Consider the following 13,884-nt stretch of genomic DNA (forward strand, 5'->3'; position numbering starts at 1 on the left):
CAGCCCACCTCAGATCACATCCATCACGCGTTCGGCCCGATCCACCATGCAGGTGAGGAGGGCCATCCGCAGGAACACAGCTCCCCTCGCCTGACTGAAATACCAGTTGTGGGGCGTGTCATCCAAGCAGGTGCTGAGTTCCGCTCCACGCGCCAAGGGATGGAGCACGATCGCTTCCGGTTTGAACGGCATGTCGCGGGTGAGGCGGAATCCTCCGCCGTGTACTTCATAGGAGTCGCCGACCCAGGCAATGGCATTGATGTAAACGACATCCAAGTCGGGCACTTCAGCCTGAAGATCCGTGCTGGAGCGCACCTTCATCCCACAAGCTTCAAGCTCCTCCAACTGTCCTGGGTCGAACAGCGGCTGATCAGGCTCCAACTCGGGGGCGTGAATCACCACGACCTCGTCCACGGTCTGCGGGAATTTGGCCAGGATCCTCAACAGGGAGCGAACCGTTCTCATCCGCGAAGGGATTCCGACGATCCCAATGCGAATCCGATCAGCGGGTGTCACTTCAGCTTCAGCAAGCTTGGGGCGCCACTTGAAGATCGTGTACAGATCGGCCATCGCCTGGGTGGGATGCTCATCGATCCCATTTCCAGCGTTGATGATCGGGATCCGAAGGGTGGACGTCATCGCGTAAACGGCACCGGGATCGCTGTCCCGAAGCACCACACAATCGCCGTAGTTGTTGAACATATGGGCGACATCTTCGAGAGACTCGCCCTTGGCGATCCCTGTGGTGGCCCTGTCGGTGATGTTGATGGAGGTACCGCCAAGTCGGTGCCAGGCACTGTCAAAGGACAGCCGGGTGCGCGTGCTTGGTTCGTAAAACGCGTTGATCAGAATCTTGCCGGTGAGTGGCGTGTTGTGACGGCAATAGCGATCTGGATTGCTCTCAAACTTCGCCGCCAGGCGAAACACCTGCAACAAAACCTCGGGGCGAAACGGTTGGATCGACACCACGTGCTGATCCACCAAATCCTTCAAAGGTTCAACATCTTCAGCAATGGCAGCCAGCAGCTCCTGGGGTTGATTCTGCCCGTAGACATCAGGCCCCATCGGCTCAAACCGAATCTGAACCGAAGACGCGTCCACAACTGCTGTTTTGGCCTGTGCCATAGCGGGATCGGATCAACACTCTGTTTGCCAAACCGAGTGCTAAAGCCAGGAACTACATCTTTCACCGGTAACAACAACCACACTGCTGCGTCCACGAAGAAGCAGCTTCTTAAGCAAAGATCCGGAAAGGATTGTGCTGGGGTGTACGGCTAAAGGAGACATCACCAAACCCGGCCATTGCGCCACTCCACCCACCAGATCAGCAGCAACACGAGCACCGACAGCACCAGGGCTAACTGACTGGCCACCAGCAAAAACTGAAAGCCAGACAGACCAACAAGGCCGGCCATCAAAGGAAGCATTTGAATCATCCCTCCTCCTGCAACAAGGTGAAGTCGAAGCGTTCCGGCCAGATCCGACTGCCCATCAGCATCACAACCGCCGACACGGCCGCCGAAAACACAGCAGCGCAATAGGGCGCGATCAGCACATAGGCGAGCAGGCCCACAACGCTGCCGGCGAGCATGGCCGCAATGGCAGCCGTGCGGTTGGCTGTGCGCCAGTAGAGACCACACGCCACAGGCCAGACCGTGGAGGCCACCAGGGCACCGGTGAAGAACAGCACCGACGCCAGCGAATCAAGCCGCGGCCAGGACAACGCAAGGGTGACGACGGCAAGTCCCACCACCATCAGCCGCGCCGCCTGCTTGAGCTGCAGGTCGCTGGCCTGAGGCCGCAACAGGCGAAAGTACACATCCTCCGCCAACAGATCGGCGGTGGATGCCAGCAACGAATCCAAGGTAGAGGTGAGCGAGGCAAACACCACCACAAACACCAGGGCCGCGCCGCCGGCCCCGAGCAGATCAGCGGCCATCACGGGGAAGACCATGTTCACCTGCTCGAGAGGCAGCTCACGTGCCAGGGCCACCAGGCCGATGGAGCCCGTCACCATCGGCACGCTCATCCAGGCGATGCCCCCCAAAACAAAAGAGGCCATCACCACCGAGCGCCGACTGGCGAAGACCCGGGACCACCAGATGTTGTTGTGAAACACCTCGCCCATCGAAAAGAGGGCGGAATTCCAGGCGATCAACAAGCCCGCCGGCAGCAGCAGATCAAGCCGATCGGGATGCCTGGCCAGCAATGAGGCATGCACCTCGGGCATCGGGAATTGGCGGAAGGCGAGCACCGCCACCACCGCCAGCAACACCATGATCAACAGCGACTGGATGAAATCGGTGCCGATCACGGCCCGCATTCCGCCGAACAGGGTGTAGAAGGTGGCAACACCAATCACCACCATCATTCCCACGTGGTAATCAAAGCCTGAAAGGGCCTGCAGCAGCAGGCCAGCACCCATCGCCTGGGTCATCAGAAAGCCCAGGGTATAGATCGCGGTGATCAGCATGAACACCCACCAGGCCAGACGCCCGTAGCGCAGGCGAATGAAGTCGCCACTGGTGCGCCCGTTGGGCATCAACTGCTTGATCCGCGAGGCCAGGGGGGCGAACAGAATCAGGCCAAGCCCGGCCAGGGCATAGCTGAACATGCCCCAGAGGCCGGTTTTGTAACCGAATTCAGGGGCGAGCAGGGTGGTGTTGCCGGTGACCCAGGAGGCCATCAACGTGGCCGTACTTAGAGCCAGCCCGATGTTGCGCCCCGCAAGCATGTAGTCGTCGGCATTGCCTTGACCGCGCCGGCCCCAGGCAATCCCCAGCGACACCCAGAGAACAGAGAACAGCACCACCAACGCCCAGGCGATCCCGGGCTGAAGGAAGGGAACCGAGTCAGCGGACATCCCTCGACCCCCTGCGGTTCCAATACAGGTGTCCGCGCAGAATCATCACCACCGTCGCCGCAGTCACAACGGCACCAAGGGCAAAGATCAGACGCGCCCAGAGCAATTCATCCAAGGCGAAGTGCGTTTGAACTCCAGAAACAGATAAGCAAAGGAGGCACCCTGCCCTGGCCCTGTGCCCTCCATTCAGGTGCCTACGGATACCCAAACAACAGGCGATCGGCGTCCTCTTGCCTGAAATTGCGGAATGTGTAGCAACCACCACCCAAAGTGGAGTGGGGCGACGCCTTGGATGCGCCCCGCTTGTGCGATCAGGATGTTCACCGACTACAAACCGACGGTCGGCTTCGACGAATATTTCTGCCGTGAAACGGCCAAACCACGCGCCGATCTGGCCCCACTACTTGCATCACTGGGGCAGATGGGCTTGCCCGAGCTCAACCGCAGCCATGCCTCAGCCAGCCAGCTGCTGCGTCGCCTCGGCGCCACCTTCCGCCTCAACGATTCCGGGCTCAAAGGCAGCGAACGAATTCTCCCCTTCGATCCCTTGCCTCGGCTGATCGGCCGCAGCGACTGGATCACCCTGGAGCAGGGACTGCTGCAACGCCTGGAAGCCATCGACCGCTTCCTCGCTGACATCTATGGCCCCCAGCAGATCCTCAACGACGGTGTGATCCCACGGGAAGACGTTGAAAGTTCCTCCGGTTGGCGACCTCAGATGCAGGGCATCAGCCTGCCCCTCAACCGCTGGTGCCACATCTCCGGGCTCGACCTGATCCGCGACGGCAAGGGCACATGGCGGGTGCTGGAGGACAACCTGCGCTGTCCTTCAGGGGTGGCCTACTTCCTCGAGAACCGTCGGGTGATGAAGCGATTGTTCTCTGGCCTGTTCGAAGGCCGTGCCGTTCAACCGATCGACGACTATCCCTCCCATCTGCTGCGCACCCTTCAAGACCTGGCGCCCTGGAGTGACACCCCCCGCGTGGCGATCCTGACGCCCGGGGTGTTCAACAGCGCCTATTTCGAACACAGCTACCTGGCCCAAGAAATGGGCATTCACCTGGTTGAGGGGCGCGATCTGGTGTGCGAAGGCGGCCGGGTGTGGATGCGCAGCACCAATGGCCTGGAACCCGTGGATGTGATCTACCGCCGCATCGACGATGATTTCCTTGACCCCACCGTGTTCCGCAAGGACTCGATGCTGGGGGTGCCGGGCCTGATCGACGTGCTGCGGCAAGGACGGGTCGCCATCGCCAACGCCCCTGGCACCGGCATCGCCGACGACAAACTGATCTATGCACACGTGCCGGCGATGATCCGCTACTACCTCGATGAGGAGCCGATCATCGAGAACGTTCCCACCTACCTCTGTGCCCGGCCAGACGATCAGCGCTATGTGCTGGAACACCTCGAGCAACTGGTGGTGAAATCAGTGGCGGAAGCCGGCGGCTACGGAATGCTGATCGGCCCCCAAGCCACCCGATCGGAGCTGGCGGACTTCGACACGAAGATCCGTGCGAATCCCCGCAACTTCATCGCGCAGCCCACGCTGCAACTCTCCACCGTGCCATCCCTCAGTGACGGTGAGCTCTACCCCTGCCACGTGGATCTGCGCCCCTACGTGCTGCGCGGCGCAAGCAACTGGGTCAGCCCAGGCGGACTGACCCGCGTGGCCCTCAAGCGGGGCTCGCTGGTGGTGAATTCGTCCCAGGGCGGCGGCTGCAAGGACACCTGGATCGTCGACGACCAAACGATGGCAGCACCGCAAGCCCAGGAGGCTGTGCCGTGCTGAGTCGCGTTGCCGATTCGCTCTACTGGATCAACCGCTATCTGGAACGCGCCGAAAACATCTCGCGCTTTCTGGAGGTGAGTGAAGCGATGGCATTGGACTGTCCTCCGGGCAGCGCCGAACCGTGGCTGCCGCTGGTGGAGGTGACGGGAGATCGCCACCGCTTCGATAGGGCCTACCCCGGTGCCACGCCCAAACAGGTGGTGCGCTTCCTGCTGTTGGACCGCAGCAATCCCAACAGCATCGTGAGTTGCATTGCGATGGCGCGGGAAAACGCACGGCAGATCAGGGATGTGATCACCACGGAAATGTGGGAGCAGATCAATGATCTGCACTGGAGCCTCCAGGACGACGAAGACATCTGGCGGGAACCGGTGCAGGAGCAACTGCGGATCATCCGCCGCGGCTGCCAGCTCGTGTACGGGATCACCGACACCACCTTGAGCCGTGATCTGAGTTGGCTGTTCAGTCAGCTGGGGCGTTTGATCGAACGGGCCGACAAAACCTCCCGCATCCTCGACGTCAAATATTTCCTGCTGCTGCCCTCCCCTGAAGAGGTGGGCGGCGTGCTGGATGAACTGCAATGGATCACCCTGCTACGCACAGCGGGGGCTTATCAGATGTACCGCCAGAGCATGCAGCACGCGATCAGCCCTGCCTCCGTGGCCCGATTTTTGCTGCTGGACCCCACCTTTCCTCGCTCGGTGCGTTACTGCCTACAGGGCATCAGCGACACCTTGCAACAGATCCAGCGACAGCCAAACCAAGACACACCGGATGACCTCGACTGTTTGCGCGGACAACTCCTGGCCCGCTGGAGCTATGTGCGGATCGACAACCTGATCGAAGCCGGTCTGCATGAAGCCATTGACCAGCTTCAGCAGGACCTCAACCAACTCCACAACCTGATCCAGACCCGCTACTTCACCAGCGCCGACCTCCGTTCCATCCCCACCGATCCTGCATGCGTGCTCTCATCGTTCACCGCCTGACGTATCGGTATGACGCCCCTGTTTTCCTCGGGGAACATCGCCTGTGTCTGAGGCCCCGGGGGCAGGGGTTTCAGACCCTGGTGGAACATCAGCTCAGCGTGCTGCCGGAACCGGAGCAACGTCGGGAACTGGTGGCCGCCAGCGGCGATGAAATCCAACGGCTTCGCTTTCTCGGCAGCACTGAGGAACTGATCTTTGAAGCTCGCAGCCTGGTGGAGACCCGACCGGCACCACCGCTGGAAAGCTGCTTCAACGGATTGGAACCACCCCTGCCCTACCCACGCGGCCAACTCAACAGCGACCTTCAGGGGGCCCTGGAGGGCTGGTTGCCCAACGGCCAGCACGAACCCGCGGCCATCGACCTCACCCAGGAAGCACTGATGGGCAGCAACCAGCAAACCCTGGCTTTTCTAAAGCAACTGATTGAGCTGATTCAAGAGCGGGTGAAATACACCCAACGCCATGTGGGCCCCGCTTGGCCGGCTGGTCGAACCCTGCGCGAACGGATCGGCTCCTGCCGTGATCTGGCCATGCTGATGGTGGCCTGCTGCCGTGTCGTGGGTCTCCCCGCCCGCTTCGTGAGTGGCTATCAACTGCAGCAGCCTCCCCCGAAGGATTACGACCTGCATGCCTGGGCGGAGGTTTACCTGCCGGGAGCGGGCTGGCGCGGCTTTGACCCCAGTGCCGGGATGGAGGTCAACGAGCGCTATGTGGTGCTGGCCACCTCCTCCAAGCCGGAACTCACAGCAGCCGTGAGCGGCAGCTTCAACGGCCCCCCGGGAACAAACAGTGAATTGACCTGGGAGATTCAGATCAGCGAGGAAGCCTCGGCAACGGAGGCCTCCCCACACAACCTGGTTCAGGCCGCCTGAAGCAACGGTTCCACCCCGTGCAACTGGGGCTTCGGCGCCGAGCTGTGGGTGGCTGCCATCAAGGCCGGGATCTCGGCGCTGTTGTAGACGCGGAATTCACGCACCAGAGAAGCGCCCTCCTCACGAACCGCCTGGTTCAGAACGACGGAACCATCGGGATCGGAGATCGAACGGTGGAAGGTGCCAGGAGGGATGCGAAGGATGTCACCACCGCTCTCGAGCCTGACGATGTGGAACGGCTGTTCCCAGGCCAGGTTTACGAGGAAGAAGGTTCTGCCGCCACTGGCCGCGAGCAGATTATCTTCTTGATGAGGATGCAGATAGAACTGCCAGGCTCCGCTCTCCGGATCGTTGGGGGGCGACACCGCCGGGCCGCTGTGAATCACCAGATCGCGCGCGTTCGAGGTGTCCACGGTGACGTCGAAAAAACGAACCGACGGGGTGTCGCGGAAGCGCTCGTAAGCCAGCAGTTCAAACATGTCGATGGATCCAGCGAGACCCTTCAGCTGCCCCGTTGTACCGAGGGCATCACGCAAAAACGGTGACGATCACGACGGTTCAGCCCCCCAGATACGCCATTTCCGCATGGGTTGACGCAGCGGCGGCTGGATCACGCTCCTCGCTGTAGCGGTCTTGACGCCGCTGCCAGAGCTGGCGCATGGCCTGCTCAAGCTGAAGATCCGACGCGAGTGCGGGCTTCAGATCGGTGCCTTCAGCCGAGAACAGGCAGGTGAACGCCTGCCCATCTGCGGTGACACGCAAACGGTTGCAATCCCCGCAGAACGGCTCGCTGATGGAAGAGATCACACCGATGGATCCGGCGCCATCGCCATAGCGCCAACGCCGGGCCGTCCCACCCCGCGGTCGACCCAGCGGTTCAAGAGGCCAACGGGCATTAATACGCTCCACCATCTGCGCCGCCGGGAGCACCTGGTCCAGCGTCCACTGGTTGCGGTTGCCCACATCCATATATTCGATCAAACGCAGCTCCATCCCCCGCTGCCGCGCCAAAGCGGCCAAGGGCAACAGCTGATCGTCATTGATCCCCCGTTGGATCACGGCATTGAGCTTGAGCTCACCGCGTGAGGGGTCAAAGCCAGCGGCGAAGGCCGCCGCGATGCCGTCCTGCACCTGGCGCACCAGGCGTTCCCCAGCCACGGCACCACCCTGAAGACCAGCCATGCGCGCCGCAGCTTCCCCTTCCGCTGCATCCAGGCTGATGGTGATGCGATCCAGCCCTGCGGCACGCAACGCCCGCCCCATCGGTTCCGACAACAGCACCCCGTTGCTGGTGAGCGCCACGGCCTGTAAACCGGCCATCGGATCCGAGCGATCCCGCCGGGCCTGCGCCACCGCCTCCAGCAAAGGCAACAAACGCCGGCTCAACAACGGCTCTCCACCGGTGAGCCTCAACGTTTGTACCCCCAGGCGCGTGGCCACACGAATAACGCGAATCTGCTGCTCAAGGGTGAGCAGGCCAGGGGGCTCCTCCACATCCGGACAGCAGTACGGACAGGCGAGATTGCAACGGGCCGTGAGCGACAACCGCAGCACCCCGATAGGCCGGTTGAGGCGGTCAGCAAGCGGCAGCGACGTGCTCATCCCTCCAACGCTGCCAGATCTGCAGGGCAGTTGGCATTCACCAACGCCTCTGCAGGCAAGCGCACCGCCTGATGGGGAACGCGGGCCAACCAATCCATCCAGCGCAACTCTCCGCGTTGCAGTTGCTGATCAAGGCAAGAGCGGAAGGGAGAACCGGAGGGGATCACCGCCAGCAACGGCTGCAGCCGTTGACCGTCATGGGCCACCGCTGCCTGCTCCGGGGCACGCTTCCAGGCTGCGATGAGTCGCCGGACAACGGCGGTGTTCAAACAGGGCATGTCCACCGGCAGCACCAACAAGGCCTCCCCAGGTTGGGACGGCAACAGCCTGGCCAGCGCCTGCAGGGGGCCATTCCAGGGAGGTGGCTCCAGCACCACGGAACATCCCGGCCGGTGGGCCAGGAGTTCTGCGTGGGCGGCATGACGACTCAACACCTGCACCGGATAACCGAGCGGCAACAACTGGTCGACCAGGGCCGTGAGCCAGACACCACCGGAGGGATGCGGCAAAAGAGCCTTGTCACGCCCCATGCGACGGCTGCTTCCGCCACTGAGCAAACAAACCCGCAAGCCTTGATTCACATCGCCGACCAACAATCTGAACCAGCGAAGTCCAACAACCCGCAAAAGTTGCAATCGCTACCAAATCGCTGCGGCACAAGATCACCTGATCCGATCAATCAGCCCCATTGATGTTTGCTTGGCAACACAAAAATGCAAATCGGTAACCAATCTGACCAAACAAGGGGCCGGTGAATTGATTAACTGCGCGGGTCAAACGGATTCTCTTTTCGACCGTTTTGCCATCCCCGGGCACCTTTCCTTTTGAAGCCCGAGGTTCCTTCTCTTCTCATCCATGCTTGGCGACCTCTGGTCGTTCCAGGGCAGGTACCGAACCCTTCACCTGACCTGGATCGCCTTCTTCCTGACCTTCGTGGTCTGGTTCAACCTGGCCCCTCTGGCCACCACCGTGAAAACGGACCTGGGTCTGACCGTTGGTCAGATCCGCACCGTGGCCATTTGCAACGTGGCTCTCACCATTCCGGCCCGCGTGCTGATCGGCATGCTCCTGGACAAATTCGGACCCCGGATCACCTACTCCTCGATCCTGGTGTTCTCGGCGATTCCCTGCCTGCTGTTTGCGTCCGCTCAGGACTTCAACCAGCTGGTGGTGGCACGTTTGCTGCTCTCCATCGTTGGCGCCGGCTTCGTGATCGGCATCCGCATGGTGGCCGAGTGGTTCCCGCCCAAGGAAATCGGCCTGGCTGAAGGAATTTACGGCGGCTGGGGGAACTTCGGCTCCGCCTTCTCCGCCCTCACCATGGTGGCCCTCGCTGGCTTCCTCTCCTTCTCCGGCGGCTTCGAGCTGCCCACCGGCGCTGTTCTGAACTGGCGCGGTGCCATCGCCCTGACCGGCATCGTCTCCGCCGTCTACGGCCTCTTCTACTTCTTCAACGTCACCGACACCCCGCCTGGCAAGACGTACCAGCGCCCTGAGAAAACCGCAGGTCTGGAAGTCACCTCCATGCGCGACTTCTGGGGACTGCTGGGCATGAACGTGCCCTTCGCAGCCATTCTCTGCGTGCTCTGCTGGCGTCTTGGCAAGGTGGGCTTCCTCACTCCAAGCACCTATCCATTGGCACTCGGTGCTGTTGCCGTCTGGTTTGCCTTCCAGACCTGGGGAATCATTCGTACCAACCGCGACCTGATCCTCGGCAACAAGGTTTATCCCAAGGAAGACCGCTACGAGTTCCGCCAGGTTGCGATCCTCGAGCTCACTTACATCGTGAATTTCGGCTCCGAACTGGCCGTGGTTTCGATGCTGCCCACCTTCTTTGAAACCACCTTCGATCTGCCGAAGGCCACCGCCGGAATCCTTGCGTCCTGCTTCGCTTTCGTGAACCTGGTCGCCCGCCCTGCTGGTGGTCTTATCTCCGACAGCGTCGGCAGCCGTAAGAACACCATGGGCTTCCTCACCGCCGGTCTCGGCGTGGGCTACCTGGTAATGAGCATGATCAAGCCGGGCACCTTTACCGGCACCACCGGCATCGCTGTTGCCGTGGTGATCACCATGCTCGCCTCCTTCTTCGTGCAGTCCGGTGAAGGCGCCACCTTCGCGCTGGTGCCCCTGGTCAAGCGTCGCGTCACCGGTCAGGTGGCCGGCCTGGTGGGTGCCTACGGCAACGTTGGTGCTGTGACCTACCTGACCATCTTCAGCCTCCTGCCGATGTGGATGGGCGGCGGCGGCGAACCCACCCCCGAGGTGATCGCGGCTTCCAACAGTGCCTTCTTCCAGATCCTGGGAGTGGCTGGTCTGATCGTGGCCTTCTTCTGCTTCTTCTTCCTGAAGGAACCCAAGGGGTCCTTCGCAGACCTGCACGAAGGCGAAACCGCCTGATCCGTCTCCCTCCGCAGCACCCTGTCGCTGCACAACGACCCGGAGCTTCGGCTCCGGGTTTTGTTCTTTTTTTGGTTCCTGCATGACCAACTCACCCCGCAGTGTGCGCAGCCAGTGCCCCTACTGCGGCGTGGGTTGTGGTCTGGAGCTCTTGCCTCCTGCCGTGAAGGGTGAGGCCGTGAAGCGGGATGCTGAGGGCAACCCGATGTGGAACGCCCGCGGCGACCGCGAACACCCCTCCAGCCTTGGCCAGGTCTGCATCAAGGGCGCCACCATCGGCGAAACCCTGGCCCCAGGCCGCCTGCGCCAACCCCTGTTCCGCCAGACCCTCGAGGACGACTTCGCGCCGATCAGCTGGGACGACGCCCTCAACAAAATCACCGGCCAGATCAAGGCGAGCGTGGCCCGGCGCGGCAACGCCGATGGCATTGCCATGTACGGCTCCGGTCAGTTCCACACCGAGGATTACTACCTCGCCCAGAAACTGCTGAAAGGGGCCCTGGGCACCAACAATTTCGACGCCAACTCGCGGCTGTGCATGAGCTCAGCGGTGGCGGGCTACACCCGCAGCCTGGGCTCCGATGGTCCCCCCTGCAGCTATGAGGACCTCGACCACTGCTCAGTGGCTTTTCTGATCGGCACCAACACGGCCGAATGCCATCCGGTGCTCTTCCAGAGGCTGCTGAAGCGAAAACGAAAGAACCCTGGCAGAGTCAAGATCGTGGTGGTGGATCCACGCCGCACTGACACCGCCAAGGCCGCCGATATCCACTTGCCGATTGCACCGGGCAGCGACCTGGCCCTGCTGCATGGCATTGCCCACTTGGTGCTGCGCGAAAACGGCCAGGATCCGGCCTTCATCGACGACCACACCGAGAATTACGACTCCTTTTTTGACGTCGCCGCCCGTTGGACCCCCAGGCGGGTGGCCCGGTTCTGCAACATCCCCGAAAAACGCCTGCGGGAAGCGGCGGCTCTGTTCCACCGGCGCGAGAAGGTGCTCAGCCTCTGGTCAATGGGGGTGAACCAACGCCGTGAAGGAACGGCCGTGGTGCAGGGGTTGATCAATCTGCATCTGCTCACCGGCCAGATCGGCAAGCAAGGAGCGGGCCCGTTTTCCCTCACAGGCCAACCCAACGCCATGGGCGGACGCGAGGCCGGAGGCCTGGCCCACCTGCTGCCGGGCTACCGCCTGGTGGCCAACGCCGAACACCGCGCCGAGGTGGAACAGGCCTGGCAACTGCCGGCAGGACAGATCAACGCCAAGCCCGGATTGGCGGCCTGGCAGCAGATCGAAGCCATGGAACAGGGGGCGCTGGATCTGTGGTGGGTGGCCGCCACCAACCCCCTGGTGAGCCTCCCGGATCTCGACCGGGTGAAGTCAGCCATGCAGAAGTGCCCGCTGGTGGTGGTGAGCGAGGCCTACGCCGACTCGGAAACATCCCACTACGCGCACCTGATTTTGCCCGCAGCCCAGTGGAGCGAGAAGGCTGGCGCCATGACCAATTCCGAACGTCGGGTCACCTACTGCCCGGCCTACCGACGCCGCTTCGGCGAGAGCCGTCCGGACTGGGAGGTGTTTGCCGAGGTGGGCCGCCGCCTGGGCTACAGCGAGCAGTTCAACTTCGAATCAGCAGCTGAGGTGTACGCCGAATTTACGGCTCTCACCCAGGGCAGGCTTTGCGATGTAAGCGGCCTCAGCCATGAACTGCTAGAAGACGAAGGACCGCAGCAATGGCCCTATCCCAGCGGCAGCACCCCCACCACAGCAGCCAAACGCCTCTACGAAAACCATCAGTTCGCCACCCCCAACAAACGCGCCCGCTTCAGCACCGATCAACCGCTGGGACTGGCGGAACCCCCCTGCGACACCTATCCGCTGGTGCTGACGGTGGGCCGCTACCTGGGCCAGTGGCACACGATGACCCGCACCGGCAAGGTGGAACGGCTGATGAAACAGCATCCCGAGCCGCTGCTGGAGATTCACCCCGGTGACGCTCAGGATCTGAAACTGCGCAACGGCGAACTGGCAGCGATCAGTTCACGCCGCGGCCACCTCACCGCCACGGTGAAAGTCACTGATCGCATCCGGCGTGGATCGGTCTTCCTGCCGATGCACTGGGGATTCACCCAGGAGAAGGCCTGCGAAGCCAACACCCTTATGCACGACGAAGCCTGCCCGGTGTCGAAGCAGCCTGAACTCAAGGCCTGCGCGGTGATCGTGGCTCCCGCCGTCTCGGTGGTAAAGCCCATTGAACAGCAGAAAGGACGATTGGAGGCTCTACGCCGGCTGCTCACACCAGCACTTCGCTGAAGGCTGCATCAAGGTTGTGGTGGTCGTGCCCCGGCCGGGCCAACTTGCACAAGGCAAAGCGATCCAGCTCACTGAGCTGGGTCCACTGCTCCAGGGTCAGCGCCACACCCCGCACTGTGGCCGCCTCCTGCACCAGAGCGGGCAGCTCTGCCTGCTGTTGCCAGGGGGCACCACTCACCGGTGGCAGATCCTTGGCCATGCCATCGGCCATGGGGCGCGTGCAATCGCGCAGGTGTTGGCGAAGCTGCTCGAGGGCATCAGCCGCATCCGGCCAATCCACCAGGGCTTGGCGTTGCTCCTGGGAAAGCTCAAGCCAGTGGCTGAGCTTCAACTTCACCCCACATAGATCCAATTTGCGTCTCACACACAGGGGGATGCAGCGCCAGTTGCCGATGAAGTCCTGCTCAAAAGCAAAGCAATGGCTGGCGGAATCACGACGGCTGGACATCAACCAAAGCCTTGATCGGTGTCAATGATGACAACGGAAGCCCACGAAAACAGGGATGTTTATACGGATACAAAACTCAGTTCGTGCGCTTCGCCCTCTCCCTTGGATTGTTGCTGGGAATGTCCCATGGATGGGTCACAGCTGAAGGACTCCAACAGCAACCTGTGAAGGGCTTTGATTCCATAGAAACTGTTAATTCCGCTACACAATCCAACCCATTCAGTAGCCGTTCACACCAATTTTTTCCATACTGAAGCCCTGTTCAAAGAGTTTCTGCCGTGACCAGCAGCATCTCGTCCGCTTCCGGCCGCAGCCCCATCACCCTAGCTGCCGGTTTCCTGGGGGCTTTCATCGTTGGTTCCCTTGCCGTGCAACTGGTGCGCAGTCAGACGGCCGCCGTTCTGGCGGGCGCCGCTGGCGTTGAACCGGTGATCGCCGGTCCTGCCGCTCATTGGGCTCGCTTGGCCGAGCGCGACATCGCAAGTGCCAACACAGACGCAACGGCCCAACCCGCTGCTGCCATCCTGCCCGCCGTTGAGCCTGTTGTGGGCTCCGAAGCCACCCTCTGGTCTGCCTTCGGCGAGCGCTGATCGCACTGCCCGCGTAG

At 61.9% G+C, this 13,884-nt stretch carries 14 protein-coding genes; 6 read left to right on the plus strand and 8 right to left on the minus strand.

Annotated features, from left to right (window positions below):
- Nucleotides 1–9 precede the first annotated feature (9 nt).
- The 4 genes from SYNCC9605_RS13085 to SYNCC9605_RS15660 form a co-directional block, all read right to left on the minus strand.
- Complete coding sequence (locus SYNCC9605_RS13085; RefSeq protein ID WP_041435324.1) at nucleotides 10–1,125, minus strand: aspartate/ornithine carbamoyltransferase family protein; 1,116 nt, start codon at nucleotides 1,123–1,125, stop codon at nucleotides 10–12.
- A 161-nt stretch (nucleotides 1,126–1,286) separates the two neighbouring features.
- Nucleotides 1,287–1,436: a hypothetical protein gene (locus tag SYNCC9605_RS15655; protein ID WP_257929596.1), complete on the minus strand. Its 150-nt coding sequence runs from the start codon at nucleotides 1,434–1,436 to the stop codon at nucleotides 1,287–1,289.
- On the minus strand, nucleotides 1,433–2,863 hold the full coding sequence (locus SYNCC9605_RS13090; RefSeq protein ID WP_011365555.1) for a sodium:solute symporter family protein: 1,431 nt from the start codon (nucleotides 2,861–2,863) through the stop codon (nucleotides 1,433–1,435). The genes SYNCC9605_RS15655 and SYNCC9605_RS13090 overlap by 4 nt, the downstream gene beginning before the upstream one ends.
- Entirely contained in the window at nucleotides 2,853–2,978 is a 126-nt protein-coding gene (locus tag SYNCC9605_RS15660) for a hypothetical protein (RefSeq protein ID WP_257929598.1), read from the minus strand. The genes SYNCC9605_RS13090 and SYNCC9605_RS15660 overlap by 11 nt, the downstream gene beginning before the upstream one ends.
- A 201-nt stretch (nucleotides 2,979–3,179) precedes the next feature.
- Between SYNCC9605_RS15660 and SYNCC9605_RS13095 the strand changes: the two genes are divergently transcribed.
- Genes SYNCC9605_RS13095 through SYNCC9605_RS13105 form a run of 3 tightly spaced genes read left to right on the plus strand, consistent with a single transcriptional unit; the run spans nucleotide 3,180 to nucleotide 6,516 of the window.
- A complete protein-coding gene (locus tag SYNCC9605_RS13095) occupies nucleotides 3,180–4,655 on the plus strand; it encodes a circularly permuted type 2 ATP-grasp protein (RefSeq protein WP_041435326.1) in 1,476 nt (491 codons plus the stop codon).
- On the plus strand, nucleotides 4,649–5,644 hold the full coding sequence (locus SYNCC9605_RS13100) for an alpha-E domain-containing protein (protein WP_011365557.1): 996 nt from the start codon (nucleotides 4,649–4,651) through the stop codon (nucleotides 5,642–5,644). Before SYNCC9605_RS13095 ends, SYNCC9605_RS13100 begins: the two co-directional genes overlap by 7 nt.
- Nucleotides 5,617–6,516, plus strand: coding sequence for a transglutaminase family protein (locus SYNCC9605_RS13105; protein WP_011365558.1), 900 nt, complete (start codon nucleotides 5,617–5,619; stop codon nucleotides 6,514–6,516). Before SYNCC9605_RS13100 ends, SYNCC9605_RS13105 begins: the two co-directional genes overlap by 28 nt.
- Here SYNCC9605_RS13105 and SYNCC9605_RS13110 read toward each other — a convergent pair.
- The 3 genes from SYNCC9605_RS13110 to SYNCC9605_RS13120 form a co-directional block, all read right to left on the minus strand.
- Entirely contained in the window at nucleotides 6,504–6,995 is a 492-nt protein-coding gene (locus SYNCC9605_RS13110) for a hypothetical protein (protein ID WP_025362579.1), read from the minus strand. The two genes, SYNCC9605_RS13105 and SYNCC9605_RS13110, sit on opposite strands and share 13 nt — an antisense overlap.
- 79 nt (nucleotides 6,996–7,074) lie before the next feature.
- Nucleotides 7,075–8,118 (minus strand): GTP 3',8-cyclase MoaA, encoded by a 1,044-nt coding sequence (locus tag SYNCC9605_RS13115; protein WP_011365560.1) that lies wholly within the window; start codon nucleotides 8,116–8,118, stop codon nucleotides 7,075–7,077.
- Entirely contained in the window at nucleotides 8,115–8,675 is a 561-nt protein-coding gene (locus SYNCC9605_RS13120) for a molybdenum cofactor guanylyltransferase (protein WP_011365561.1), read from the minus strand. The genes SYNCC9605_RS13115 and SYNCC9605_RS13120 overlap by 4 nt, the downstream gene beginning before the upstream one ends.
- 298 nt (nucleotides 8,676–8,973) lie before the next feature.
- Between SYNCC9605_RS13120 and SYNCC9605_RS13125 the strand changes: the two genes are divergently transcribed.
- Together SYNCC9605_RS13125 and SYNCC9605_RS13130 are read left to right on the plus strand one after the other, a co-directional pair.
- Nucleotides 8,974–10,515: a NarK family nitrate/nitrite MFS transporter gene (locus SYNCC9605_RS13125; protein WP_011365562.1), complete on the plus strand. Its 1,542-nt coding sequence runs from the start codon at nucleotides 8,974–8,976 to the stop codon at nucleotides 10,513–10,515.
- Between the two features lie 82 nt (nucleotides 10,516–10,597).
- Complete coding sequence (locus SYNCC9605_RS13130) at nucleotides 10,598–12,829, plus strand: nitrate reductase (RefSeq protein ID WP_011365563.1); 2,232 nt, start codon at nucleotides 10,598–10,600, stop codon at nucleotides 12,827–12,829.
- On the opposite strand, the gene SYNCC9605_RS13135 is transcribed toward SYNCC9605_RS13130, so the two are convergent.
- A complete protein-coding gene (locus SYNCC9605_RS13135; protein ID WP_011365564.1) occupies nucleotides 12,810–13,277 on the minus strand; it encodes a nitrate reductase associated protein in 468 nt (155 codons plus the stop codon). The genes SYNCC9605_RS13130 and SYNCC9605_RS13135 overlap by 20 nt on opposite strands.
- 278 nt (nucleotides 13,278–13,555) lie before the next feature.
- Here SYNCC9605_RS13135 and SYNCC9605_RS13140 point away from each other — a divergent pair, with 278 nt between their 5' ends.
- A complete protein-coding gene (locus SYNCC9605_RS13140) occupies nucleotides 13,556–13,867 on the plus strand; it encodes a hypothetical protein (protein WP_011365566.1) in 312 nt (103 codons plus the stop codon).
- Nucleotides 13,868–13,884: the final 17 nt, after the last annotated feature.

The organism is Synechococcus sp. CC9605, assembly GCF_000012625.1.
GTDB lineage: Bacteria > Cyanobacteriota > Cyanobacteriia > PCC-6307 > Cyanobiaceae > Parasynechococcus.

What these genes read in the sequence shown, in the direction of transcription:
- SYNCC9605_RS13110 (WP_025362579.1), bottom strand. Translation starts at nt 6,995, where the DNA reads ATGTTTGAACTGCTGGCTTACGAGCGCTTCCGCGACACCCCGTCGGTT.
- SYNCC9605_RS13130 (WP_011365563.1), top strand. Translation starts at nt 10,598, where the DNA reads ATGACCAACTCACCCCGCAGTGTGCGCAGCCAGTGCCCCTACTGCGGC.
- SYNCC9605_RS13135 (WP_011365564.1), bottom strand. Translation starts at nt 13,277, where the DNA reads ATGTCCAGCCGTCGTGATTCCGCCAGCCATTGCTTTGCTTTTGAGCAG.
- SYNCC9605_RS13085 (WP_041435324.1), bottom strand. Translation starts at nt 1,125, where the DNA reads ATGGCACAGGCCAAAACAGCAGTTGTGGACGCGTCTTCGGTTCAGATT.
- SYNCC9605_RS13090 (WP_011365555.1), bottom strand. Translation starts at nt 2,863, where the DNA reads ATGTCCGCTGACTCGGTTCCCTTCCTTCAGCCCGGGATCGCCTGGGCG.
- SYNCC9605_RS13115 (WP_011365560.1), bottom strand. Translation starts at nt 8,118, where the DNA reads ATGAGCACGTCGCTGCCGCTTGCTGACCGCCTCAACCGGCCTATCGGG.
- SYNCC9605_RS15655 (WP_257929596.1), bottom strand. Translation starts at nt 1,436, where the DNA reads ATGATTCAAATGCTTCCTTTGATGGCCGGCCTTGTTGGTCTGTCTGGC.
- SYNCC9605_RS13125 (WP_011365562.1), top strand. Translation starts at nt 8,974, where the DNA reads ATGCTTGGCGACCTCTGGTCGTTCCAGGGCAGGTACCGAACCCTTCAC.
- SYNCC9605_RS13105 (WP_011365558.1), top strand. Translation starts at nt 5,617, where the DNA reads ATGCGTGCTCTCATCGTTCACCGCCTGACGTATCGGTATGACGCCCCT.
- SYNCC9605_RS13095 (WP_041435326.1), top strand. Translation starts at nt 3,180, where the DNA reads ATGTTCACCGACTACAAACCGACGGTCGGCTTCGACGAATATTTCTGC.